This is a genomic window from Accumulibacter sp., assembly GCF_036625195.1.
In the GTDB taxonomy this organism is placed as follows: domain Bacteria; phylum Pseudomonadota; class Gammaproteobacteria; order Burkholderiales; family Rhodocyclaceae; genus Accumulibacter.
Map to the genome: position 1 here is coordinate 2,499,675 of NZ_JAZKUG010000001.1, position 26,739 is coordinate 2,526,413.

A 26,739-nucleotide genomic window follows, 5' to 3' on the forward strand; every position below is an offset into this window, starting at 1 on the left:
CTCTCCAAGTATCTGTTTTCTCAAGAGTTGCTCCAAGTGGCTCGCCTCGACCCCAAACACTTCACCCGCTGCCGTACCCTCACCCTGCCAACCGTCCTCAGTTTTCTGCTCTCCAGCGTCCACGCCGCCGTCCAGTCGGAACTCGATCAGTTCTTCGCCAACCTGCGCAATCGCGCCGACTCGGTCCGTGAGGTCACCGCTCAAGCCTTCTACCAGGCACGTTACAAGATCAACGCGCTGGTGTTCGGCGAGGTCAATCAGCACCTGATGGGACTGGTGGAGGAACACTTGCCGATCCCGCGCTGGAGAGGCTTTCGGGTGGTCGCTGTGGATGGCAGCGCGGTTCGCCTGACGATGATGAAGGACAACGTCCGGTCGATCGTCACAGGCATGGCTTTCGGCCTCTACCTGCCGGGGATCGAGCTGTTCCTGAACTTCCGCCTGCATGAGCCTTTGTCCGATGAGCGTCAGATGTTCTTCGAGGCGATCGATTGTCTGCGCTCCGACGATGTGCTCGTGATGGACCGCGGCTTTCCATGTCGTTGGCTGGTGTCGGCGCTGACGGCACGTCGCATCCCCTTCTGCATCCGCTGCGATTTGTCTCAAGGATTCAAAGTGGTACGCGAGTTCCTGCAGTCCGGTCGAAGCGAGCAGGTCGTCGTCTTGCGCGCGCCCAATGCCCGTGATGCCGAGGACTATGAATGCCCGGCCACGCCGACCACGGTTCGCTTGGTGCGGGTGACGACACCGAACGGACGGGTGCATGTGGTGATGACCTCGCTCCTCGATCCAGTGACCTTTCCCGCCGCCGCGTTTGCCGAGCTGTACCACGGCCGCTGGCGAATCGAAGAGGCGTTCAAACGGATCAAGCACCGGCTGCAACTGGAACATACCTCCGGCTTGTCCTGGCATGCGGCGCGCCAGGATTTCGGCGCCAAGGCGGTCTTCGACAACCTCAACGCACTGGCCGCCTATGTCGCGACCCACACCCTTCTCGACCCCGGTTCGTCCTACAAGATCAACCGCACCTTGGAAATCGACAAGATCAAGCGACAGATCGGTCGTTGGCTCCTGGCTGCAACCGCCACCACTCGCCGCCTCAAGCCCATCCTCGAGGAAATCGCCCTGAACCTCCAGAAGTTCGTCCCCAATCGCTCCCAACCGCGAAAACCGCAGCCGAAACCGCACCTGTCGCACGCCTATAAGTGATTATGCCTATATGCTAACTTGTGAGGATTGGCTGCGTGAGTTGGAGGGGGCGGGGCACTTCGTTCTGCCGGCGCCGATGCGCAAGCGCCGTACGGCAGCAGGGCCGCGGCGTCTGGGTCAACCCGTTGATGGGGCGATGGACGTGCCGACGGTGCTCGCAGAGCTTCGTGGGCTGAGGCTGGTCCTCGTTGAGACTCTCGAGCTGATGCGGGTGTGGAACGAGTTGATGCTGTGCGAGCATCCGCAGGGGGCTGGGCCTTTGGTGGGGGCGCAGATGCGCTACCTGATTGGCTCTGAGCATGGCTGGCTGGGCGGCTTTGGTTTCGGGGCGTCGGCGCTGCATCTGGCCGACCGAGAGCGATGGATCGGCTGGAACGATCATGCCCGGCGCCAGCACCTGCACGGGGTGATTGGCATGAGCCGCTTTCTCATCCGCCACTCGGTGCACTGCCCGAATCTGGCCTCGCACGTGCTGGGGATGGTTTTGCGGCGCGTGGGTGCGGATTACGAGGCCCAGTACGGCTATCGCCCTTGGCTGGTGGAGAGCTTTGTGGACACGCAACACTTCATCGGCACCAGCTACCGGGCAGCGAACTGGCTGGAGATTGGCCAGACCAAAGGGCGTGGCCGACAGGATCGCTTCAACGAGAACGCGAAGACGGTCAAGGCCATCTACGTCTATGAACTGGAGCCCGATGTACGCGCCCGCCTGGCAGCCATTGCCGAACCGCTCCAAGTGACTGCGCTGCAGATCAGCGAAGGTCTGGAGGGGGACGAGTGGGCGGGCCATGAGTTTGCCGGAGCGAATTTGGGGGACCGGCGCAGCAACAGGCGGCTGGCCGACTTTGCCCGCACGATGGGCGAGATGCCGGGGCGCGCGTTCTGCGGTGCCGCGCAAGGAGACAAGCCGGCGATCAAGTCGTACTACCGGCTGATCGAGCAAGCCGATGACTCGCTGGTCACCATGCAGGCGATCCTGGCCCCTCACCAACGGCGCACGGTGCAGCGGATGAAGGCGCAGTCGACGGTACTCTGCGTTCAGGACGGGACCGAGCTGAACTATTCTGGTCTGGTCCAGTGTGCCGGGCTGGGCGTCATCGGCAGCAACCAGACGGGTGCCCAGAGTGGCGGACTGCACCTGCATTCGACGCTGGTGCTGACGACCCAGGGCCTGCCGCTGGGGGTCCTGAGGGCACACTGTGTGGCACCGACGCACCGGGCAAAGGAGGACCTGCGCCCGGCGTCGGCCATACCGATCGAAGAGAAGAAGACCTTCACTTGGATCGAGGGTCTTCGCCAATGCAACGATCTGGTCCCCGCGCTGCCCGACACGCGCCAGGTCTGCGTGATGGATCGCGAGGCGGATTTCTTCGAACTGTTTGACGAGCCACGCCAAAGCGGCCGCGTCGAACTGTTGGTTCGCGCCAAACATGACCGCGCCACCCGCGAGGCACTCAACCTCTTCGAACTCGTCAGACAAAGCCCCGTGCGACGCCAGCTTCGCATCAACGTGCCGCGACAAAGCGCTCGGACCAAGAAAAGCAAACAGAAGGCACGCGACGGGCACGCACAACGTACCGCGCACGTCAATTTGCGCTACCGCGAAGTCGAACTCCGCCGGCCGTCGAAATACCCGGCCCGGAAGGCCCTCAGGCTCTGGGTGGTGCATGTCCAGGAACCCTCGCCGCCAGCCGACGCCGAACCGCTCGAGTGGTTCCTGATCACCACCTGCGAGATCACCACACCAGAACAAGCCCAGGAGTGCCTGCGGTGGTACTGCCTGCGCTGGCGCATCGAAGACTGGCATCGCGTATTGAAGAGCGGCTGTCGCATCGAGGCGCTGCAACACAAGACCGCTGAGCGACTCAAACGGGCCATCGCCATCAATCTCGTCATCGCTTGGCGCATCATGCTCATGACGCTCCTGGGCAGACAGTGCCCCGATCTTCCCGCCGAGGTCTTGTTCTCCGACGCCGAGATCGAAGTGCTGCAGGCCTACGCAAAAAAAAACAAATCCCCAAGCCCACTCGGCTCGGCGACGCCGTTCGTCTCGTAGCCCAACTCGGCGGATACATTGGCCGCGCCAAAGACCCCTCTCCAGGGCATCAAATCATGTGGCACGGCTATTCGGTCCTGCAATCGCTGCGCGAAGGGCTCTCGCTCCGGCTCTGGACTTCGGATGACAACAAGACTTGCGGGTAAAGGGCAGGCCTAGCCGTGGCATGGAAGGAAGACCACGCCACCTGACCGCATCACTGACGCCTGACGGTTTGCAGGCAACGAGCAGCAATGCCGCGCCTAGATCGGCCAATCGAAAACCGGGCACCTTCACCCGGCTGGCGCGGCACTCCCAGACGAAGGAGCGCTGAGAAGGAGCGCCAACATGAACGTCGTGGTTCTCATCAATGGCCGCGATGCCATTCCGGTTCGGGCGCTTCCGTTCGTGGTGCCGAGCAACATGTCCCCCGATGTGATTGTCACTCTCATGGGTCGTGCCGATGAATGCGGGCGGTTCGACGAACTATTCGCCTACCAACTACCGCCCCATGGTTGTCCGGTGCGGGTCCAGCCGAGCGAATGGAGCCGGATTGCATGCAAGATAATGGCTTTTCATGACTGGATCAAAAAGGACGAGGAAAGCGGCGCCATAACCAAGAGCATTGGCTTGGAGAAATGGAAGGATGATTCGATTAGGCTGCTTCCAGCCGGCGTGTTCGTTTGGAAAGACGAATTCATCTCTGAACACCGCCGAGACTATATCCAAGGGCAGGTATCAGAAGATGAATACAAGCAAGGCGGATACGACCCAAACTTTGAGCCGCTGATTTACCCGGAGAGGCTTCAGCGCGTGGTCATGAAAGGTTTCAAGCATCTCCCATCTGCCGCAACACCCGACCAGACTTCCCCGATGCATGGGCGGGAGAGCCCCAATCCTCACAAGTTAGCATATCAGCATATTGCGCGGCAGGCCTTGTGTCGGCTGCGCTCCTGCGGCAAAATAGAGCTGTAACCAATTGTTTATAAAGGAGAATCGCATGACGGCCTGAATATGCCAACATACTTGGTAAGCTCTCCAAGTATCTGTTTTCTCAAGAGTTGCTCCAAGTGGCTCGCCTCGACCCCAAACACTTCACCCGCTGCCGTACCCTCACCCTGCCAACCGTCCTCAGTTTTCTGCTCTCCAGCGTCCACGCCGCCGTCCAGTCGGAACTCGATCAGTTCTTCGCCAACCTGCGCAATCGCGCCGACTCGGTCCGTGAGGTCACCGCTCAAGCCTTCTACCAGGCACGTTACAAGATCAACGCGCTGGTGTTCGGCGAGGTCAATCAGCACCTGATGGGACTGGTGGAGGAACACTTGCCGATCCCGCGCTGGAGAGGCTTTCGGGTGGTCGCTGTGGATGGCAGCGCGGTTCGCCTGACGATGATGAAGGACAACGTCCGGTCGATCGTCACAGGCATGGCTTTCGGCCTCTACCTGCCGGGGATCGAGCTGTTCCTGAACTTCCGCCTGCATGAGCCTTTGTCCGATGAGCGTCAGATGTTCTTCGAGGCGATCGATTGTCTGCGCTCCGACGATGTGCTCGTGATGGACCGCGGCTTTCCATGTCGTTGGCTGGTGTCGGCGCTGACGGCACGTCGCATCCCCTTCTGCATCCGCTGCGATTTGTCTCAAGGATTCAAAGTGGTACGCGAGTTCCTGCAGTCCGGTCGAAGCGAGCAGGTCGTCGTCTTGCGCGCGCCCAATGCCCGTGATGCCGAGGACTATGAATGCCCGGCCACGCCGACCACGGTTCGCTTGGTGCGGGTGACGACACCGAACGGACGGGTGCATGTGGTGATGACCTCGCTCCTCGATCCAGTGACCTTTCCCGCCGCCGCGTTTGCCGAGCTGTACCACGGCCGCTGGCGAATCGAAGAGGCGTTCAAACGGATCAAGCACCGGCTGCAACTGGAACATACCTCCGGCTTGTCCTGGCATGCGGCGCGCCAGGATTTCGGCGCCAAGGCGGTCTTCGACAACCTCAACGCACTGGCCGCCTATGTCGCGACCCACACCCTTCTCGACCCCGGTTCGTCCTACAAGATCAACCGCACCTTGGAAATCGACAAGATCAAGCGACAGATCGGTCGTTGGCTCCTGGCTGCAACCGCCACCACTCGCCGCCTCAAGCCCATCCTCGAGGAAATCGCCCTGAACCTCCAGAAGTTCGTCCCCAATCGCTCCCAACCGCGAAAACCGCAGCCGAAACCGCACCTGTCGCACGCCTATAAGTGATTATGCCTATATGCTAACTTGTGAGGATTGGGGAGAGCCCGGGTTCAGTATCGAGCACGTCTGCAACCGACCTACCTCAATCGGTAATCAACGCGATCGCCGTTGGTTACAGCGACCTGCTGACACTTTGCAGCGTCGACGATGAAGATTGTTAGTGGCTGCGAAGAACCGCGGATATCTGGCGCGCAAAGATGGCGAAGAATGGTTGACTGTTGAGGTCGACATAAAAAGGGGCCGCTGAGGCCCCTTGAAGTCTGAGCGACCGGCGATGTTCAGAATGGGGGTTCGTCAGGCCAGTCGTCGGCTGTGCTGTGGTTACCGCCCGAGTTCGACACTTTTCGCGTGCCATACGCATAGACGGGGCTTCGGCCCCAATAAAAACAAGGGGTTGGCGCGCAGCTGGAAATTTCGTGTAGTGACACGTCTGGCGTAAAAGACTATTGCGATCATGTCTGTATGAGGATACAGTAGCGACATGTTCGTGAAGATCACCACGTCCGGCCCGCGCCAGTACGTCAAGCTCGTCGAGGCCTACCGAGACCCCTCCGGGGTACCTCGCCAGCGGGTCATCGCCACCTTGGGGCGCATCGAAGCGGTGCGATCCGGCGAGACCGACTCGTTGCTCAACGGTCTGCTGCGGGCGGCGGGCAAGCCCTCCCTCGAGGAAGGGACCGGCGAGGTCGCCTTTGCACCGGCGCTGTCGGTCGGCGACACCTGGCTGCTGACCGCCCTGTGGAAAGAGTTGGGCTTCGCCGACGCCTTTCGCCGGCTGCTGCGCAATCGCCACCAGTTCGACGCCGAAGGTCTGCTGCGGGTGATGGTGTTCAACCGGCTGTGTGATCCGGAGTCCAAGCTGGGGATCCTGCGCTGGCTGGAGGGCACCCGTGTTCCCGAGGTCAGCGCCGATTCGGTCACCCACCAGCACCTGCTGCGCACGATGGATACTCTGGCGGAGGGTGCCGACCGGGTTGACGACGCTCTGGCAGCTCTCCTGCGGCCGTTGATCGATCAGGAGTTGGCGATCGTCTTCTACGACCTGACGACGATCCGTGCCGAAGGATGCACCGATGAGTCCGAGGACCTGCGGCACTTTGGCCATGCCAAGGAGGGTGGGACGGTACGCCAGGTGATGCTCGGGGTGGTCCAGACGGCGGACGGCTTGCCGATCCATCATGAGGTCTTTGCCGGCAATACCGGCGAGACGACGACGCTGGTGCCGACGATCGAGAAAGTGTTGGCACGCTATCCGATCAAACGCGTGGTACTGGTCGCCGATCGGGGTCTGCTGAGTCTCGACAATCTCGAAGCCATCCGGGCGCTGCGCGTCGGCGATCAGCCGTTGGAGTTCATTCTGGCCGTCCCGGCGCGGCGCTACGGGGATTTTGACCGCCTGCTCACCCCGTTCCACGAGAAGAGTTGCCGGCCGGCGACGGCAGAGGTCTTTGGTGAGCTGAAGTGGGAGGGGTTTCGTCTGATCGTTGCCCATCGCCCCGATAGGGCCAGCGAGCAGGGTCGCGTACGCGATGAGCGCATTGCGGCGCTGGAGAGGGATGCCGCGCAGTGGGCGGAGAAACTCGATGGCCAGGAGGCCGGCCAGAAACACCCGGGCAAGAAGCTGTCAGACGCCGGCACGATCGCCCGTTTCTACAAGGCGGTCGCTGACGCGCATCTGGCGCACATCATCAAGGTCAATCTCGCCTCCGAGGTGTTCACCTACGAGATCGACGAACGGGCGCTGAGGCGCGCGCGGCTCATGGATGGCAAGCTGATCCTCGTTTCCAACGTTCCGGATTCTCCCCCGGCCGAGATCGTGGCGCGCTACAAGGCGCTGGCGGACATCGAACGAGGATTCCGTGTTCTGAAGTCCGAGATCGAAATCGCGCCGGTCTTCCACCGCCTGCCGGATCGCATCCGGGCGCACGCCTTGATCTGCTTCCTGGCATTGCTGCTCTATCGGGTGCTGCGCCTGCGCCTCAAGGCGAAGGCCAGCCCCCTCTCCCCGGAGCGCGCCCTGGAGATCGCCCGCCACATCCAGTACCACCAGGTCACGCTGCATCAACGCCAGTCAGCCTCCGGCCTGTCCGCCATCACCCCCCAACAGAAGGAGCTGTTCGACACCGTCGCCCTGCCCGAGCCCTCCGCTAGACGTCTGTAGTGCCAATTCCGAACCGGTGAATTGCGCACAAACAATCACTTAGCCGTATTTTTGTCGAACTCGGGGGCGCCTGGCGTGTCTGCTGCGGTAGCCAAGACCACGGGGAGCGGCCTTGCACGCCACACTCTTCTCCCAAGGCATGGTCGTGCCCAAGGACGAAGGCGGGTTCCTCGCCGACGAGGAGTCTCTTGACACTTGGTATCCTGGTGGCTTTACCGAACCGAGATTCGCCCGAGTTATAGAGCAAGCTAGTCGGTGGCAGGATCTACCACAACCTGCCGACACGGCCTCAACGCCGACGAGCAATCAAAAACTGGGGTGGTGCGCTGAATGGCGCCAAATTCTGAGTGCGCTGTCGGTGACCATGCACTGAAGGCACGCTCACCACACAGTCAGAGTGATTTGGATCACAGGCGCCAGACCAAGCCAGAGTTCAACAGCCAATGGAGAATCGCCGATCTGTCAGTTTCCTGCGTTCACCGGTCCAGTAGTCACCCTCGGAGGCTGAATGCGGTTGGCGGAGGCGCGCATCCACTGCGGTGATCTGCTGATCGATAGCATCACACTCTGTCTTCCTCGAGCCCCGCGTGGACCTTTCGGCCTGGGGCTGCGGAGCAGTTTGCGACGCCTCGCGCTGCAGCCTGGCCGCTTCCATTTCGTCGGCCTTGGCCTTGAGTTGGTCCAGGTCGTAGCGTGGCGCAGAGATCGGGCCAGCGACCGTGACCTGAAGTTCGGTTTCCTTGCTTGAGCAGGGATGATCTCGGTAGGCCGTACCACTCGGTCCCCTGCACTTGTAGATCAAGGAACCAGAGGGTCGTCCAGGCGTGGTAGAAGCACTTGGGGCCGGATCGCGGCGAGTCCCTCCCGACGATGGCGAAGGATCGACGCCGCGCGGCCCCGAGGTGTCGGCTCCTCCCCGGGACCGCTCAACTGCCTGACGCTGGTGGCTGGTTTCGCTGTACTCGAACAGCAGCCAGGCACCTATGACAATCGACAGCGCCAACGCAACGGCAACGATCCGTCCCAATGAACCGGTCAAGCTGATCTCCAGCAGTCAAGTTCTGAAGTGGTCATCGTATGCCTGGAGAATGCCAAGCACAACGCCCATATGGTTGTGCTCGGGCCGCGCCACCCCGTGCTTTCGTCGAGCCTCACCGCATGGAGCAGGTGCTTGTGGCCGTGGGCTCGCCTGGATGCGCCGACGATTGAGACCAAGAGTCACGAACGAACCAGCGCCTAACAAGTATCGACGCCCAAGGGGACATTACGAATGGAACATCGTCTCTTGCTGGCAATGGCCAGCGGAAAACTAATGACGATTGACCGCCCGGCCTTTTCGGGCGAGCCTGGTAACTTTGGTCGAAGAGGTGTTCGAGGCCGGGATGCGTGCCACGCAGGCCATCGACCACCGCCCTCGCCCAATCGAAATATGCCTGCTTAGGTTCCACCGACCAGTTCGCGGGCGGCGAGGCGGCGAGGTCGCGCAGGTTGCAGATCGTGTCCGCCACAACTTGACCAGCCGGGCACGCCGGATGAGCTGAGAGGCATGCTCGATCTGCAACCGTTTCGCTCGGCCTTGGGCAAGGTCTAGTCATCGTTGACCTCGAGAACAATGTTGGCAACGTCCTTGCCCAAGTGGCGAACGAGCGCCAGCTCGGTGTGTCCGTATCCTCGATCGTTTCGCGCAGGATGGCGACGATCACTTGCTCCACAGTGGCAAACGGTCAGTTTGACTTCCACATCCCGGGCAGCCGTAACGCACCAGGTCTGCTAGACACGCAACCTTCCTCGAGCTGAGTCGGCCCTCACTGGGAATCTCCGCCTGCTATCCAGTTTTCGATAGCACTGGCCATCGTGGCATCCAGCATAATCTGCTCGCGCAGGCAGAGCGAACGGATGTTGTCCGCCAGCTTCCTGCACAGGGTAAGCGCGTCATTGGGACCTTCATCAAAGGTGTGGCCTCGCATCAACAAGCCCCGCAAGACATGATTGACATCCGCACGGCTGACCGGCAACCCGGAATCGCGGCATCGGTCGCGGACACGCTTGCCGGTCTCCACGAGATTGAACGAGCTGCCGAGCACATCGATCGAGATCATTTCGATCAGGTTTCGGTATCTCTTTGGGGAGAGCAGAGGTACATCGGTGAGTTCATGGATGTGTCTTGCCAACTCGAGCAGAGTTTTGTCTGCCCACTCATTTTCCGGTTCAGCTGCAACTTCAGAGGGCACAGCATGACGGCTCGGGTCGAAGGCCACTCCGCCGGAACCATTCCAGTTGAACTGGACTGGCTTTACGTTCAGCGATTCGACAAACTTGCGAAATGTTCCCTTGCCTGCCCAGTCTGATGCCAGAGAACTGTCCTGTCCGAGGATCAGCGTCGCCAATCGTCCGCAGGGTACCGGCTGCGGGGCTCTGGAGATCTCCGTCCTGATCAGGTCCTCGATCTTGACCTGCACTCCGTTGGGCTTGCCAGCGCTCGTTCCAGCACTGAGCGTCGCTGGCCGCGAATGGCGCTTGGGGTCATAGATCGTTCCGCCGCCCTCCCAGGTGACAGCCAAGGGCGTGAGGTCCAAAGAATCGATCAAAGCGCGAAAACTACCGAAGCTGCCCCATGACGACGCATCAAGGTCTTCGATCGTCCGAAGCAGTGCCGCTGCCAGCCTGGCGAGGGGGACCGGGGCCGGCGCTTCCTTGACCGCCTGGCGGATCAGAGTCAGAGCTGATGATGCCAACTCGGGGGTTGGGCTGATTTCCACCGGAGGCGGTTCAGTGACTACCTCGCCGAAGGCCAGAGCCTTCCTCACAAACTCATCCTGATCAATCAACAGGTCAGCCGATGCCCGGTAGGCCGCCGAGGGGAAGCCAATGGCCAGCACTGTCGTTCGCCGGTCCCAGCGCCGCAGCTTGCGCAGCACCGGAGTGAAGTCAGCGTCAGCAGAAAAGACGATGAACTCGTCGTAATGGGTTTCCTGTTGAAGCAGATCGACGATGTCCAGGACCATGTGGATGTCGGTGCTGGTCTTGCCCTCGCTGGTCATTGCCGGACAATCGACGATTTCAAAGCCGGCCAGATTGAACGAGGGGCGGAATCGTTGATAAGCCTGGGGATTCAGATAACAGCGCCGCACAAGGATACGGCGCCTGGCACCGGGCCGAGTTGGAGCCGGCAGTTCCAGGGACTCGATCAGCCAATTCATCCAGGCCGTCGGCGTGCGTGCAAACTGATCGGCGGTTCCCTGGTCAAGGCGGCGCAGACCGGAATAGACGTTGTCAAAATCAACGAACAAAGCGCTTTTCATGGGCCATTTCCCTCAGGACTCGCCTCACTCGACCCCAATCGCTTTGAATACCGCATCCACGGGGTCGGAATAGAAACTGGTCTGGAACTTGGCGAACAGTTCCCCCGGCACACTCGGAATATCCCCAACGCTGGACATCGGCAACAGTATCTTCTTCGCCCCGGCGTCAAACGAAACCTGCAAACTTTCCGCAAGATTGCGCACCTGCACCACCGTACCGCCAAGGCTCATGTCACCCATGATCGCCATCTGCGACTGAACCGGGCGGCCCAGCGCGGCCGAGCACAGTGCAATGAAGCTGGCCAGGGTGAATGACTGCGGCGGGCCGGCATTCTGTAACTCGACCAGCTGAAGGTGGAAATCGTGTTCGCTCGGCTTGATCGATGCACTGATGCGTGAAGAGTTGGCCTTGAAGTAGTCGAAGGCAACCCGCACCGGTTCGCGTGGTGCAGCACCCGACGCCGACACCTTGCCGCCGCCAGCAATGGTTTGGATTTCGATGCGGTAGATCCCCGGCATTTCGGAGGTACCCATGCTGATCGTGTGCAGTGCGCCCGGCGCGAGGCGGCCATCCGGAATCAACGCGCCGCTCGACTGCTCTGGAACGGCAACAAAACGCTCCTGGCTATCCTCAAGATCGATGTAGGAGAAGTGGACGTCGTAAAACTCCATGCCGCCGATCTTCTTGAGCTGCTCCTTGACGCGCCGGCGGACTTCCAGCGCGTACTCAAGACACTTGCGCACGATCGCCTTGTCGTAATCGCCAGCGGGACAGATCAACTTCAGCAGGCCCGACACCGTCCGGCGTACGGCAATGGTGTCGCGCTGATTCAGGTTGTTGCCGAGCTTGAACCACTTGTCGATCGCGTCGGCAAAGGTGTACTTGCGCATTTCGCGCAGGTACTCGGCCAGGTAATCGACGATCAGCCCGTACTGGTTCGTGAAAAACTCCGGGCGCATTTTCGGGATCTCCCAGCCAGGCACATAGGCGTGGAAGCGGTCAAAGAACGCCGAGTCGATCATCACATCGGGGAAGGGTCTGAACAGATGGCTGGTCTTGACCAGCGACTCGACCGTCTGCCCCTGGGGGAGGTTGCCAACGAAGACCATCGCCGCGTTCGCGCTGATCGCCTCGCGTCCCCGCGAGAATGATCCGCTGGCCATGAAGTCCTTCATGATCTGGACGCCGTCCTGATCCTTGAAGTTGATCCCGGCCACTTCATCGAAGGCCACCACGTCCCACAGGCCGACCAGGCCGACCTTGCGTGCCGCCATGTTGTAGAACAGGTTGGCGACCGTGGTCTGCCCACCCGAGACCAGAATGCTGTTCGGGCTGATTTCCTTGTAGATGTGGCTCTTGCCCGTACCGCGCGGGCCAAGCTCGCAAAAGTTGTAGTTATTCTCGACCAGCGGAATCATCCGCGCCAGCAAATGCCACTTCACCCGTTCCTTGAAGCAGGAGGGCTCCATGCCCGTTGAGCGGATCAGAGCGTCAATCCAGAGTGCTTCCGTAAATGCCTTGCGCCCTTCAAACAGTCCTTGCATGTCCATGTTGGGCATCTGGATCGGTTTCAGATCGGTGACCTGGAATGGTGAGCCCTTTTGGTTCTCCTCGAATCGATACTGGAGCGTCACGATGCACCAGATGCCGCCCACCAGCAGCTTTTCAAACTGGCGAACGTAGGTGTCGGAAATCTCGGCATTCCTGACCCCAAGATTGGACAGCAGCGCCTCATAGACATCGCGCTTTTCGTTGAGCTTGACCGTCACCTTGTCGATGACCTTGTAACTGCCGCTCTCGCGAATCTTCGACTTGACTTTCTCGGCTTCGTCGGGCCGAACGTAGTTCTCAGTGAGAATCCGCTTTACGTTGACCAGACCGGAGTCGATGGTCGCCTGATCATCGGACGCGCAGTACATCCCGAGCAGGTATTCCAGGACATAGACGGGAACATTCGCCCCTTCCTTGATCAGCTTGGTCAGATCCTTGCGCACCACCTTGCCGGCGAAATGCCGATTCAGCAAGGCATCGAGATTGGCATCGTTCTCGGGGAGTTGTTCGGTCATGATCGGTTCTAGAAGTCGTTGGCGAAGGCCAGATCCACCTTGAGCGGAATCCGCATCACTTCGACCCTGGTTTGGGTGTCACGGGCAATCAGGAAATGGTCTTTGCTCTTGTCGTATTGACCGGACCGGATGGTCAGGATCACCGAGCGCTTGCGTTCGTCAATCAGGCCGGAACTACTGTCGAAGGTCACGGACTGCTCGTCGCTGATCATCGTCTCGCCGTCACGCAGGGAGACCAGTATAGATCTTGCCAATACCCGTTCCGAAACCGGTTCGGTCTGAATGAATTCGAAGCGCTGCTTGTTGGTGACCACCTTGTTCGACGAGCCCAGCAAGCTGAACTCCACCGCGCGCGTCCTGGCTGACTGGTTTTCACTTTCGCGCAGCGTGATCACCGGGATTACGATCTCCTGCGGCATGGCGCTGCCATGCACAAAGCGGGCGCCGCCGGCAAAGTGAAACCGGGCGGCGCCTTTGGGCAGCCAGAAATCCATGCTGCCCTCACCCGCTGTCGTCCCCGCCGTGATGGCCGTATTGCCGCACCATGCCTTGCTGCTCTCGCCGATCCCTTGCCCCAGCAGGTAGCGCTTCTTCGCCCGTAGCGTCCCTGCCGGCTTGTCACCAAGTGTGGACTTGTCCGCCTCGTCAAGCACGGACTCCTGATAAAGAAAGCCGTGATCGGCCGTGATCAGCACCAGCGATCCGTTGAGGCTGTTGACGATGAAGGTGGCGATCTGATTCAGTTCCGTCAGCGTCTGCGCTACGGCGTCGAAGGTCTGCCCCTCCGAGCCTTGCTTGTCGCCCAGCAGGTCGATCCTGTCGTGATAGACATAGATCACCCGGTGGTCGCGAACAAATTCCCGGCCCTTGTCCTTGCCCATGGACAGCAGTTCATCGGCCTTGACAGCAACGCCCTGATATTTGGAGAGATGTGCGCTACGCTGCTCCAGCGTGGAAACCAAGGCATCGTCGGCCATCACGTCGAGGTTGCTGTTCAGCTTGTAGGCCAGCGTATGGTGCGGCAACAGCGACGCCATGCCGAGCGCGGTATAACTCGGCAGCACCCCGAGCATGGCTGTCAGGGCCGCCTTGAAGCGGCTCTTGCCGTTGATCTCGCGCACCACCTCTTCTGCCGCCTCATAGCGGAACGCGTCGGAGATCACTACGAACACCCGGCGGATTCCTGCCTCCAGATGCGCCATGACGTGCTGCTCGAAGAAGTCCGGCTGATTGTCCCAGGCACCGGTCTTCCAGCGTGACAGGAGCCCGTCGCTGCCCTCGAGCACCTTGCTCCAGGCAGAGCCCAACTGCGGCACGAACCAACCCGAATAGGCGCTCTCGATGCGCTCCCGAAGCTCATGCAGCAAGGCCCAACCCATCGGCTCGACACCATCAGCAGCATGGTTGATCTGCCGGTAGAGCTGATCGAAGCGGAACAGCACGGACTGGTACGCCGTCAAGCCGGCCTCGGCGTTGGCGAAACCGAATCCGGCGCTGAACTTCTCCTTCAGCTCGAAGAAGCCGGCCGCCGCTTCCAGCGCGTCGTAACACGACGCCAAGGCGCGTGTCGTCGCGCTGGAGTGCGCCAGCAGCTTGTTGGCCCAATGGCCGTCGCGACGACGGGCGATCAATCCGCGCAAGCTGTCCATGTCGGCACCGGCACCGGCGATGATGCGGCCCTTGAGGTCCTGGATGATGCGCCGCTCGACCTCCTCGAAAGTCATCGATTCCGCCAGCGATTCAGCGGGCAGACCGGCAATTACCGCGGTCAGCCCCAGTTCGCGAGCCACCTTGCCGGACAAGGCGTCGTAGCTGCCGAAGTGCTGCATGTGTGAGCGCCATCCGGCGACCAAGACCGAGGCATTCGCCGCGCGTGCCTTGTCGTTGAGGATGAAATGCGACAACTGCGCAGGACAGGCCCCGCTGACGGTCCGCGAAAAATCCGTCACCAGGATCCGGAACAGAAGATCCCGAAGCGTCGGCGCGGCATCGCGATACCCCATTTCCTGCTCGACCAGGACCCAGAACGAGTCCATCAGGTCATTGGCGACAATCTCGGACCATGCTTTCGGTTCGGCATCCAGATTGGCGACGCCGTCCTGGACGAGGGCAGAGAAGAGCCGCAGGAGTATGCCGGAAAGGTCCGGTTGCTCGGCTCTTGCCAATACCGCGATCATCTTGCGGTCAAGATCCCTGGCGGCATCGTTGGGTACAACCCAGCGCTTGAGGCGGTCGACGCGGTCCCTGGACTTGAGGAATTTGGCGCGTTCCTTCAGGTGTGCTCGCAGTTGCTGCGAGCTCAGGCCGAGATCCTCCAGCAGGATCGACGCGTTATCGGCGTGGAAGCTCCTGCTGCGCAGCCGGACGTCCAGCAGCCAGTCGCTGGTCGGGTCGGGAACCGGTTTGGCGCTGTAGAGGAGGAACCTGGCCCGAGGCGTCGCGCGCTCGACTTTGAGCTTGATGGCCAGGGCCGGCAGGTCGTCGAGATAGAGCAGTTCGATACCCTCGGGCAAGAGGTTCCTGACCGAGAAAGAGAACTCGCCGTCGGCATCGTGCCAGAAGACAATCGAATGGCTGGAGAACGCTGTGGTGAGCGCGTCGGTGATGCGTTGCTGGCTCATGCTGGCGCGTCCTCGTCATCCGACGCTGCCTCGTCCTGCAACTCGGCCTCGATCTGCTCGATGCTGGGGAGATAGCGCGCCAGATCATCCGGCAATTGCAGCTTGTATTCCGCCACGCCAATGGGCTGCGTCATGCCGCGCAGGGCGTATTCGGCAACGATGCGATGCTGCTGCTTGCAGAGCAGCAAGCCGATGGTGGGCTGGTCGTCGGCACTCTTCAGCCGCTCATCCACCAGCGTGACGTAGAAATTGAGTTGCCCGGCGTGTTCCGGCTTGAAGGCGCCGCCCTTGAGCTCCACCACCAGGAAGCGGTGCAGGCGGTAATTGTAGAACAGCAGATCGATGTAGAAATCCTCGTCCGCCACCTCGACATGCACCTGGCGGCCGGCGAAGGCAAAGCCCTCACCCAGTTCCATCAGCAGCTTGGTGATATGGCGCACCATCGCGCCCTCAATGTCCCGTTCCAGCGCATCTTCGGACACGCCGAGAAAATCGAAGAGGTAGGGATCCTTCAGGGTTTGCTGCGCCAGTTCGGAATCCGGCCGCGGCAAGCGTTGTTCGAAGTTGGTCACCGCGTTACCGGATCGCAAGTGCAGCGCTGTGGAAATATGATGCCACATCACATTGCGCGACCAGCCGTGCTCGATAGCCTTGGCGAGATACCATTCACGGTCTGAGCGCGTCTTCAGCTTGTCCAGCAGGGTCACCTGGTGATACCACGGCAATTGTGCAAGTACCTCTTGCACAAATGTCGGCTCTGGCCACGCCTCGGCGAAACTGCGCATGTAGAGCAGGTTTCGACGCGAGAATCCCTTCATGTCGGGAAACGCCGCCGTCAAGTCCCTGGCAAGCTGATCGATAACCTTCGCACCCCAGCCCTGAGCTTGCTGACGTTCCAGGATGTCGCGGCCGATCTGCCAATACAGCAAGACCAGCTCGCGATTGACGGCAAGCACAGCCCTCTGCTGGACGTTCTGGACGTGCTGCTTGATACCGGACAGCCAGGCGGCGTAATCGACTGGCAGCACGCGGACATCACGCATTCCGGGGACCTTTCACCTCGACGGCGCGCCCGCGATCCTCTTGATCGAGCGTGATGCGCCGATGGGCGTAGTGGCGCAGTTTCTCGTCGTAGGCGAGGAACTCGAGGTGCTTCTTCTTCAGCCACTCGATCCGTTTGGCCATCCTGTTGCGGGCGGCGGTGGAACTGGCGGCGTCGTCAACAAGCCAGAGTTCGTAAGAGATGGGGACGATACCGTCGGCGTCTGCGGGGAAAGTGGCGTAGCGTTCAGGCTCGAATCCGGCATTGCCCGCATGGGCGTAGATCAGGCCGAGCTCGTCGCGGCTGTAGCGGCTCATCATGCAGCCGATGGCGTAGGAGATCAGGCGCTGGCAGTCTTTTTCGCGCTCGGCGCGAGCCAGGGTGATTTGGTCAATTTGCCAGTAGAGCAGGGTTGTCGCCGGAGGTGTGTTAGGTTGCATAGACACGTTATGCATGTCCACCTCCCATTCGTGCAGACACATTTCGTCTCATCATGGCAATGATGTTTTCTAGTCTGCGTAGCAGGTCATCGAAGGTCATGATGTCGATCATATTGGCGTACTTCCTTCGGATGATTTCGAAATCCAAGCGCTGCTCACCCGAAAAGTCGTTGTCGCGTCCGAGCAGGATCATCGCCTTCGGATTAGTGATCTTCAATTCCAGTCCATCGGGGAGTTCACTTTTGCGCTTGTCGTATATTTCCCGCTCTCCTGGCTGGCCCCACTTGTTCAAGTGAAACAGGTATTTCTCCGCTTGCATCACCGACCCAGCAAGTTCGGTTCGCGGCGTATGGTTGTCACGGTATTTGTTGCTGGACAGCAGCGCATTGGCGAAAGGCTTCTTGATCTCAATGATGTCAATGTTTCCATTGACATCCACTAGCATCAGGTCAATGTAGCGGTCAGTCACCTTGCCGGCTTTCGAGTAAAAGTCCTTGATGTGCACGTTTTCGAGCACGGCGATGTACTTCGGGAAGACAAATAACAGAAGTTCCAGAATCTTCTTTTGCCAATTCTTTTCTGTGTAACTATCGGCAACCTTGAGCATCCCTTCAAGTTCGTTGTGGATATATTCAAATTTTTGCAGCTCGAAATTTTCAAGGATGCTATTTCTGGATGTGGCAACAAGACGTTTCTTCCTTGCCAGATAACTATTGAGTTTTCCTTCCGCGTCTGAAAGCGTTCCAAAGTAATCTTTGAGCACACGTGAGATACGTGATCTGGCGTAGTGGGTCAGTTCAGTGGATGTCGGGAAGGTTCGAATGAGCAGTTCAAAATCGCTAAACGGAATCGCATTCTCGTTTTCACCGCCGACAATGATTTGCTCATCGATCAATTCGTCAATTTTTCGAAAGATAGAAATATCTCTGTTCGCAACGAAAACTTGAGGATCAAGCCTCATGGCTTTGTCTAGCAACAGGTCGTGTTTCAGGCCAAGAATGGCTTTGTCAATTCTGTAATAGCCGTCTTCGGCTCCACCCAATTTGAAAATACGCTCTGCATCATCCTCGTCGTCAGTTTGCTGGGGCTGTGAAACGAGATCACCAGTGGTGAAGGTAAACGTCCGACGCAGGGTAACTTCGTCATCCTGCTTGAGCTTTTCATCAAGCCACCGCACGCTGTTGAACCGATCGGGCACATAGGTCAAAAGCAGGCTATCAGCCTGTTTTGAAATCTTGATCATTGACTGCCACCGTTGCTATTGCCGTCATCCACTTCTTGCAACTGCTGCAAGTCATTCTCGATTTCCTCTACCGTCGGCATTGCGCCCTTCAAATTGTCCGGCAAGGTTTCCACCAGGGTGTATTCGCTCACGCCCATGGGTTTATTCATGTCACGCAGGGCAAATTCCACCTCGATGTTGTTTTTATCGCGACACAACAGCAGGCCGATGGTGGGCTGGTCGTCATCGCGTTTGAGCAGGCTGTCTACTGCGGACAGGTAAAAGTTGAGCTTGCCGGCGAATTCCGGGATAAATTTGCGGTTCTTGAGTTCTACGACCACATAACATTTCAGCGTAACGTGGTAAAACAACAGGTCAATGTAGTAATCGTTACCGGCAATTTCCAGGTGGTATTGACGGCCGATGAAGGCAAAGCCCTTGCCCAGTTCCAACAGGAATTGGGTGATGTGCTGGGTGAGTTGCCGCTCGACATCCCGTTCGTTGTACGGTTCCGTCATGGACATGAAGTCGAAGGTATAAGGGTCTTTGAGGGTTTGCTGGGCCAGGTCAGACTGTGGGAATGGCAAGGTACGGGAAAAGTTGGTCACCGCCTTGCCTGCGCGGGCATACAAGTTTGACTTCAGTTGCAGCGCCAGCACATCGCGGCTCCAGCCTTGCTCCAGGGTTTGCTCAATGTAAAAACGGGCTTCGGCCACGCTGTGGCACCGGGTAAAAATCTGGATGTTATGGCCCCAGGGCATTTGGTCAACAGGCTGTTGACCAAATGGCGCGACTGCGCTGTCTATTGCGGGAATGCCTTGCGCACCGGTGTAGAACTGAAAGAAGCGCAGGCAATACTTCAAGTTGGAGGTGGACAAGCCCTTGATGTCTGGAAAGGCCTTTTGCAAGTCGGCCGAGAGTTGGGCAATCAGCTTGTCACCCCATTGGCTTTGAGCCTGTTTGTGGGCAATCATCGCACCCAGCTCCCAGTAAAACAGAATCAACTCACGGCTGGCCGCCAGCGCCATGCGCAAGCGCACGGAGACGATGCGCCGCTTGATGGTGCTGAGCCACTCTTGGTATTCGGCCAGCGCATTGGGCTGGAGAGTCAGAAAGTCTGTCATGGTGGGTTCGATCATGCGCACTTAGAAGTCGACGGGCAGCAAAACATCAATCATCACTTGCGCCCCCCGTCACCGCCTTCACTTCAGCCAACAAATCCCCGAATTTTCCGTAGTTCACCTTCACCCCATCATCGAGATCGAGACTGATGCGCCTATCGGCGTAGTGGCGCAGCTTTTCGTCGTAGGCAAGCAGTTCGACGTGCTTTTTCTTCAGCGATTCGATCTGCTTGGCGATCTTGTTCCGAGCGGTGGAGGAGGTGGCAGCATCCTTGTCCTTTTCCAGCATTTCGATGCGCGACTGCATTTTGCCGGTGAGCGGGACGACGTACTCGGCGCGCACGCGGGCCAGTGTGCCTTCGTGGTAACGGTGCAGATAGACCAGCGCCTGGAAGGCGCCTTGCTTGCCGCTGCTGAAGAGCCAGTAGATCGGGCGCTTTTTGTAGGTGGAGCAGTGGTCCTTGAAGAACTTGTCGGCGAGGTAGCGGCGGATCGCCTCGATGGGCGTTTCGCTGGCTTTCGCACCGAGATTGCCGGCGAGCCAGGCCATGTTCTGATCGAGCTTCTCGGCACCCCAGGTGGCGCGCAGGAACTCACATACACGGTTGGCGGCGTCGTCGTCGAACCAGAGTTCGTCGGTAACGGGCACGATGCCGTCGGCGTCGGCCGGGAAGGTCTTGTAGCGCGTGGCGTCGAAACCGACGTTGCCGGCGTGGGCGTAGATCAGGCCGGGCGCGTCCAGGCTGTAGCGACCCATCATGCAGCCAATGGCGTAGGAGACCAGCTCCTGAATGGTGTCTTGGCGGAAGCGGGTCCATTGCTCCTCTTCGGTGAGCTTGCGGCCGTAGCGGTAGGCGGGGTTCGCCGTGAGGGTGATCTGCGACAAAGGGACGTCGGGGGTGAGCTCGTCCGCCAGGCCGTATGCGTCGATGAAGAGGCGGTTGTTCTCCTCTTCGAGGCGCTTCATCTCGGCGATGGTGTCTCGGTTCTGGGTGATCCAGGCGGTGTAGCTGGATTCGAGAGTGGAGGCCGCGTCGGAGTGGGCCGTTAGGAGGGGGATGGATTGGAAGTCCCAGGAGCGTTCGTAGACGTTCCAATCTGAATAGGAGACCGCAAATATTCCTTCAAGAAACTCGAGATCATCTTGGGGCAATTCAATAAATGGGACTTTCTTTACCTGCTCGATTTCGAAATTAAGCGTTGGCGAAAGTATATGTAAGCAGGAGGCAACTACATTCGAATTAAGAAAAGCCACTACAGCTTTCTTAGAGCCATGATGTTTTGGAAAATAGCAACATCCTGCGACATCGAAGATAAATCCATTCGGGTAGTATCGCGCGGAAAAAGATCCCGAAGAAATTTTTGGCCAACTCACAGACTCACCGAAATAGTATTCGCGACTCTTTAGACGGACCATCCAGCCTTGATTTAGTGTTGACTGGAATTGCTTTAGCTCTTGTCCATCGCTTTGATAGTTGATCAAAAACTCGTGATTCCCGTACCACTTCCTGTACGGACCACCCTTATTGTAGGGAAACCACTTCTTGCCAGATCCGTTTGCCTCTTCCAGACTAATAAACCCAAAGCCAATATCAGGCGTTGCCACTTCCCACCAAAGCCTGAGAAAACGATCGTTATCAGAGGTTGCAGCCCCCTGGCGGACTAAGCCGTATTCTTCTAAGGGCCTGTTTCGAGTGAATGCAGAAAAGAGTTTCTCAGTCGCGAAGTAGGCTATTGGACGGCCAGGGATCTTCCTAAACTCATCTTGAGTAGCCTCGAAGTACCATCCACAGTCACTGTTCTGAATAGACTGCTTCGTGTAGGCAGCCATTTCAGCATCGCCACCAGCGAATTCAACCAGCCGAATGAAACCACCCTTCGAATTCGACACGTGGGCATTTCTGAAGACAAACGAGCAGATCTGAACCGTTGCGCCTTTGAACCCAGACAGCGGGAGTTCAACCAGGTTTACAAGCATCCGTGTCGACAAAACCAGCTCGCGGAGTGGCTCGTGAGATGAAATATACATCCATACGTTCGGACTCATCATTCCTATGCGGGCATTAGATGCGCCCATCGCTGAACATCGAACCACGAACGCTGAGAAAAGGTCCTTCTCGTAGCCACTGTAGTGTTCCTTTAATAAATTCTTCAGAAATGGCGTGTGGTATTTGCTGCCGATATACGGGGGATTGGCCACCACCGCGTCGTACTGCGCCGCCAGCAACTCAGCCTGCTGCACCAACGGCCCCAAACGCTTGAGCGCCTCCGACACAAAGAGGTCCTGACCGGTCGCCCCACTCAGCTGCTTCAGCGCCGGCAGCTTCTCCGCCAATCCCGCCGGCACCTGTATCAACGACCCAAAAGTCGTCGCGTGCTGGAACAGCCGCTTCAGCTCCGCGAGGTCCCTCGGCATCACCCCGTAGCCCCCGAGTTCCACCCCCTTCGCCAGCCCCTTCGCATCGAGCCCCGCGCTATCCACCAGCGCCATCACATTGAGCTTCACCCCCCGCTCAAACAGCCGGCGGTCATCCGCCCGCCCCTTCATCATCAGCGCAAAGCCCGTCAGCTGCGCCGCTCGCTCGTCGATGTCGAGGCCGAAGAGGTTCTTCTCCAGGATCAGCTGCGGGAGGTCTCTTTGCCGGTAGCCGCGCTCCAGGTAGATGGCCTTGAAGAGCTCATAGGCCTCCACCAAGATGTGCCCAGAGCCACTGGCCGGGTCGATGAGAGTCAACTCCTCCGGGTTGAGCATGCTGGGCGTGATGGCAGCGAGCTGCACCTTGACCTCGTCGGTCTGCTCGGCGGGCTCGATGTAGTACTCCATCTGCCCCTTGAGCGGCGACTGGGGATAGGTCGCCAGCCATTGCGCTCCGAGCGAGTTCTGGACCATGTACTTGACGATCCAGTTGGGCGTGAACAGCTGGGTCGCCGCTGGAATATCCTCCGAGGCCACCACCTTGCCGATGACCTGGTCCTTCTTCTCCGAAATGTAGAACTGGTAGAGCCAGCCGATGATCTCGATGTTGGCCCAGTCGCCTTCCGGAATCTCATCGACCAGCGAAGCGATCAACGAGTCCGTACGGATGAGGTTGTCGGGCAGCAGCAGTTCGGATTCGTCGTCGATGCGCTCGAAGAGGAAGGGCATGGCGCGGGAGAGTGCGTTGCATTGCGCGACCAGCAAGAGCCGATAGAGCTCACCGTCCTTGTTGCCGGCGAGCTTGAGGTCGGCGATCTGGGCGGCGTTCAGGCCCGGAAGCGCACCGACCAGTTCGGTGGCGTGGGCGAGGATTTCCGGCAGGCCACCTTCCCGGCTCGACAGCGCCCGGTACCCGTGGTCCAGATAGTCGTGGATCTCCATGTAGCGCAGCGCGGCAAAACGGTTGAACCAGGTATAGGCCACCGCCTCGATGGTGTGCGCAAAGCCGTCCTTGTGGATGCGCTGAATCAGGCGTTCGCGCTGCTGCTGCATCTCGGCGGGCCATGCCTGCCCGGCGATGACGACGATGTCACCGGTTTTCTCGCTGGGGGCGATGTCGAGCTTTCCCCCTTGCGCAGACAGTCCGAGCTGGTTGGCGCGCGCCTGAACGGCAGCGATGAAATCCTTGCGGGCTTGCGGGGCGTAAGACTTGAGCTTGGCGGTGTTCATGGCTTCTTCTTATTGGATGCGTACGCGCTGGCCTGCCTGGATAGCGGCGAGAAGTTCGGACTTGAGCCTGGCGATGTAGCTTTCGACCTCGGCTCCCGTTTCCAGATAGGTCGTGGGCGAAAGCTCTGCAGCCCGAATGACTTTCACGGGTTTCGGAGCTGTCGTGTTGGCACCGGTCGTGAAGACGTTTCGTGTCGTCGCACCTCCGGGATCCTCCACCACCGTGGCGGGCTTCTGGCTGGCCGATTCGATGATGTGCATCGCGTCGTCAAGCAGCTCGCCGGCTTGCCCCTGAAAGTAGAAGATCTTCGGAATACTGGATAGCTCTGCGACCTTCGTCTTCAGCGTCTGCAAAGGCAGCAAAGCCTTGTTGCGCAGGTCCGCGTCTGCCTGAACCTGATCCAGAGCTTTCAGGACTTCGGCAATCTTTGCGTCAATGGACTTGAGAGCGCGTTCACGCTTTGCTTGAGCGGCGGTTTCATTGACGCCCTCGACGATCTTGATCAGTGCTTCGATGCGCGGAATCTGGTCGTATGGCGCCGGATGGTCGCGTATCGACTCCAGGTCGGCGAGTGAGGTGGCGACGGCAGGAAGCTTGAGCAGGACGTCCCGGTTTTCGGCAAAGCCGGTCAGCGCGTCGAGCAGCTTGCGCCAGGTCGGAAGCTGCGTTTTGTAGAAGCTGACGACATCATGGATATCTTCGCTGGTGTCCAGCCAGTCGCTCTTCGCGCTCAACATGGTCTCGATGAACTCGAAGGCGTCGCGGATCGCGAGCTGCTTGCCGATGCGGGTGACGGCCGTGTCGATCACCTCCTTGCCGGGATGATGCCTGATCGCGGCGGTCTGGACGCAGCCCTTGAGGTCGGCCTGCCAGTCACCGAGGGCAGCGCGGTAATCCGCGACCAGCCCGTCCGCGTCTTCGCGGGCAATCCTGGCGAAGATTTCCTTGTAGAGATCGCGCGCCCGCTTGAGCGCGGCAGCATCCGGAACCTTCTTCTTGAGGAGTGAGACCTGCTTGAAGCGAACCGATTTGGTCAGCGGGTCGACGGCGCTCTTCGGGTCGAGGTCGTCGCCTTCGCGCATCAGCTTGATCTCGCCAGCCATGAACAGTCGGGCGACCAGCAGCACCACCTCCCATTCCGGCTTCCATCCCCAGGGGATGCCGGTGAAGCGATCGACGATATCGGAGAGCAGGACGCGCTCGCTGCTGGCCTTGAGGTGCAGGTAGTCGCGCAGTTCCTTGATCGCGAGGGGGTTGCCTTGTTCACCATTCAGGCTGAGGCCGTGCTGGCCGATCGTGTCGACGGCCAGCACGGCCTTGATTTCGGCGATGGGGTCAGCCTGCCGTACCTTGAGATACGGGAGCTTGGTGTAGGTGTTGGAAATCAGATAAATGACCAGTTCGTCGAGCAGCGTGGTCGGGCTGGCGGCCTTGATCTGCGGCTTCTGGCCGAGCGCATAGAAGTCGCCGGTGACCATGAGTTCGCCCAGTTGCGCCAGGATGCGGCCACGGCGCTCGCGGTTTTCGTCCTTGCGGTCCGAGAGGATGCGTTTGAGCGATGCCGCGGCGGTGCTGGCCTTGGGACTGTCGATGCACTTCTCGATCTGCAGGTAGAGGGTCAGCTCGATGTCGAGCCGATCGCCTTCGGCGGTCCGGATCAGCGCCCGGCCACCCGATTCCGAGCTGCGCAGAATGCACCTGGCTTCGCTGAGCAGTTCGTAGTCGTCGCCGAGCGGAGTGGCGATTTCAAGGCTCAGCGGATGGCTGGCGTTCTTCCACGGGGCGCCATCGAGGAGGCGGTTGAAGTCGTAGTCGGCCTTGGTGTCCCTGTGGCGCACCTTGGTCTGCCCGCCGAGAAGGTCGTCGTAGATCAGCTCGCTGAGCAGCCGCCATTTTTCGTTGGCAGAGACGGTGACGTGGCCGATCTCGCGGGCGACATCACGCTCTTCGTTGGTCAGGAAGAACCAGAGGTCGCCATTGCGGCTGACGAGTCGCTGCCGTTCGAGCCGGGCGAGGCTTTCCTGGATGCGGCGCTTGAGGGCCAGCTTGTCGGCATCGATTTCATTGACGCAAAGGGTGGCGAGGTTGTCGATATTGGGTTTGACGATGTCCGGGATGTAACGGATCAGGAACATCGCCTTGAGCAGATGGACGTCGTAGGACTCGAGCGCAGCGTTGCCCGGCGCTTCGTCGATCGAGCGCTTGGCCGTGGTGTCGATGAAGCTCTCGATCGAGGGGTAGAAGTCGTAGAGCGGGACCAGCGCGTCAATCCCCCGCTCCGCATTGAGAAGGGCGGCGGACTGGAAGGCGTCGAGCAACGAACGTTCGCCTTTCGAGAGGTGCCTGCCGGTAGCGCCGACCTTGCGGATCGATTCAAAGATCTTCTGCAGCAGCGCGAACTGGTACGGCGCGAACGGGTAGCAGGCGACGAATTCTGTGGCGTCCTTGTAGCTCTTCATCGTGACCGAATTGCCGACGAAGGCGAGCTGGTTGTTGATGATGTCGCCCTTCTGTTCGAAGCGGTCGCGCAGGGCGACGTGGGCAGCTTCGGTCTTGGCGAGGAGACGTTCGCCGATCACCTCGTCGGTGTTGGAACTGGCCAGTGACAGACGGGTGTGGAAACGCCCCTGAATCTTGGAGAAGTCCTGCGACCTGGCCTTGTTGGCTTCGCCGATCGCGGCGTCGATGTCTTCCTGACTGGTGACGATCACCCACGCGCGCCCCTGGCACAGCGTCCCCAGTTGCTCGGCGATGGTCTGCAAGGTGAGCATCAACTGCGTGTTGTTGCCGATGAACTGGCCGACTTCATCGACCAGAAAGACGATCCGGTGCCCGGCCGGCTTGCTGGCGAGGTAGTCACGAATCAGCCTGGCGAGCCCTTCGATGTTGATCCGGTAGGTCTCGCGCGCGTTGTCGAACCACGCCGCGGCAGAGTCCTCGCTTTGCTTGAGCGCCCTGGCCAGGGCATACACCACGTCGTCACGCAGGAAATCGACGGCGTCGCGTTCGGCATCCCAGGTGGAGCCGTTCTGGTCGGCGAAGGCAGCCTTGAAGGTTTCGTAGGCGTCCTTGCTGACCAGGTGGCGCTCCATTTCGGCAACATGCGGCGCGTCACCGCTGTAACCGAGCTTTTCGTTGAAGACGCGCAGAAAAACCTGCAGGATGACATCGCGCTCATCCTTGCTGTCGGCCTTGGCGTCGATGTTGAACAGGATCACATCGGAACTGCCCCGCACCGCGCGTTGAACATCCGCGAGCAGCATCGCGTCCTTGATCTTGTGCGCGTCGAAGAACTGCGCCGCTCGCCTGGTAGTGCCGTCCTTCGGGTTGACCGCCTCGATGTTTTCCAGCAGGTAGGAGAGGATCTTGATGAAGTGCGACTTGCCGGAGCCGAAGGAGCCCGAGACCCAGACGGCCATCCGCGCCGAGAGAACGGGGTCCTTCGGGTTGTCGGCGGCAGCGAGGAAGGCGTCGAAAAAGCGACGGAAATACGCCGTCAGTTGCTTGGTGACGACGTACTCGTCGAGTTCCTGCCAGATGCTCTCGGCGTCGCGCTGGTCGGCCTTGGTGACGCCATTGATCGGGCGGTCGATCGGCTTGGTAAAGAGATCCCTGATTTTCATTGTTGGTTGTTC

Annotated in this window: 13 protein-coding genes and 3 pseudogenes; 6 read left to right on the top strand and 10 right to left on the bottom strand. The window is 59.6% G+C overall.

Annotated elements, in window-relative coordinates; all coding sequences use genetic code 11:
• Window positions 1-12: 12 nt before the first annotated feature.
• The 6 genes and pseudogenes from V5B60_RS11105 to V5B60_RS11125 all read left to right on the top strand — a co-directional run bounded on the left by V5B60_RS11105 (window position 13) and on the right by V5B60_RS11125 (window position 7,642).
• Entirely contained in the window at window positions 13-1,209 is a 1,197-nt protein-coding gene (locus tag V5B60_RS11105; RefSeq protein WP_332350391.1) for an IS4 family transposase, read from the top strand.
• A gap of 136 nt (window positions 1,210-1,345) precedes the next feature.
• Window positions 1,346-3,217, top strand: a pseudogene (locus V5B60_RS11110) (IS4 family transposase); the annotation flags it as partial.
• Entirely contained in the window at window positions 3,145-3,411 is a 267-nt protein-coding gene (locus tag V5B60_RS22215) for an IS4 family transposase (protein WP_434735300.1), read from the top strand. The pseudogene V5B60_RS11110 and the gene V5B60_RS22215, both read left to right, overlap by 73 nt.
• 181 nt (window positions 3,412-3,592) lie before the next feature.
• Window positions 3,593-4,219 carry a hypothetical protein gene (locus V5B60_RS11115; protein WP_332347061.1) on the top strand — a complete coding sequence of 209 codons (627 nt, stop codon included), beginning with the start codon at window positions 3,593-3,595 and terminating at the stop codon, window positions 4,217-4,219.
• A gap of 71 nt (window positions 4,220-4,290) precedes the next feature.
• Window positions 4,291-5,487 (top strand): IS4 family transposase, encoded by a 1,197-nt coding sequence (locus V5B60_RS11120; protein WP_332350391.1) that lies wholly within the window; start codon window positions 4,291-4,293, stop codon window positions 5,485-5,487.
• A 475-nt stretch (window positions 5,488-5,962) separates the two neighbouring features.
• On the top strand, window positions 5,963-7,642 hold the full coding sequence (locus tag V5B60_RS11125) for an IS1634 family transposase (RefSeq protein ID WP_332346579.1): 1,680 nt from the start codon (window positions 5,963-5,965) through the stop codon (window positions 7,640-7,642).
• 1,337 nt (window positions 7,643-8,979) lie between these two features.
• On the opposite strand, the pseudogene V5B60_RS11130 reads toward V5B60_RS11125, so the two are convergent.
• The 10 genes and pseudogenes from V5B60_RS11130 to brxC form a co-directional block, all read right to left on the bottom strand.
• Window positions 8,980-9,330: pseudogene (locus V5B60_RS11130) on the bottom strand (phosphohydrolase); the annotation flags it as partial.
• A 117-nt stretch (window positions 9,331-9,447) separates the two neighbouring features.
• Window positions 9,448-10,944 (bottom strand): NYN domain-containing protein, encoded by a 1,497-nt coding sequence (locus V5B60_RS11135; RefSeq protein ID WP_332347062.1) that lies wholly within the window; start codon window positions 10,942-10,944, stop codon window positions 9,448-9,450.
• Between the two features lie 24 nt (window positions 10,945-10,968).
• Window positions 10,969-13,011 (bottom strand): protease Lon-related BREX system protein BrxL, encoded by a 2,043-nt coding sequence (gene brxL / locus V5B60_RS11140; RefSeq protein ID WP_332347063.1) that lies wholly within the window; start codon window positions 13,009-13,011, stop codon window positions 10,969-10,971.
• A gap of 8 nt (window positions 13,012-13,019) precedes the next feature.
• Window positions 13,020-15,632 carry a BREX-1 system phosphatase PglZ type A gene (pglZ, locus tag V5B60_RS11145; RefSeq protein WP_332347064.1) on the bottom strand — a complete coding sequence of 871 codons (2,613 nt, stop codon included), beginning with the start codon at window positions 15,630-15,632 and terminating at the stop codon, window positions 13,020-13,022.
• Complete coding sequence (locus V5B60_RS11150) at window positions 15,629-16,675, bottom strand: PDDEXK nuclease domain-containing protein (RefSeq protein ID WP_332347065.1); 1,047 nt, start codon at window positions 16,673-16,675, stop codon at window positions 15,629-15,631. The genes pglZ and V5B60_RS11150 overlap by 4 nt, the downstream gene beginning before the upstream one ends.
• A gap of 169 nt (window positions 16,676-16,844) precedes the next feature.
• Window positions 16,845-17,066: pseudogene (locus V5B60_RS11155) on the bottom strand (BREX-1 system adenine-specific DNA-methyltransferase PglX); the annotation flags it as partial.
• Between the two features lie 55 nt (window positions 17,067-17,121).
• Window positions 17,122-18,357 (bottom strand): Shedu immune nuclease family protein, encoded by a 1,236-nt coding sequence (locus tag V5B60_RS11160; protein ID WP_332347066.1) that lies wholly within the window; start codon window positions 18,355-18,357, stop codon window positions 17,122-17,124.
• A complete protein-coding gene (locus tag V5B60_RS11165; protein WP_332347067.1) occupies window positions 18,354-19,475 on the bottom strand; it encodes a PDDEXK nuclease domain-containing protein in 1,122 nt (373 codons plus the stop codon). The genes V5B60_RS11160 and V5B60_RS11165 overlap by 4 nt, the downstream gene beginning before the upstream one ends.
• A 31-nt stretch (window positions 19,476-19,506) precedes the next feature.
• Entirely contained in the window at window positions 19,507-23,103 is a 3,597-nt protein-coding gene (pglX, locus tag V5B60_RS11170; RefSeq protein WP_332347068.1) for a BREX-1 system adenine-specific DNA-methyltransferase PglX, read from the bottom strand.
• Window positions 23,104-23,112: 9 nt separating this feature from the next.
• Entirely contained in the window at window positions 23,113-26,727 is a 3,615-nt protein-coding gene (gene brxC, locus V5B60_RS11175; protein WP_332347069.1) for a BREX system P-loop protein BrxC, read from the bottom strand.
• Window positions 26,728-26,739 lie beyond the last annotated feature (12 nt).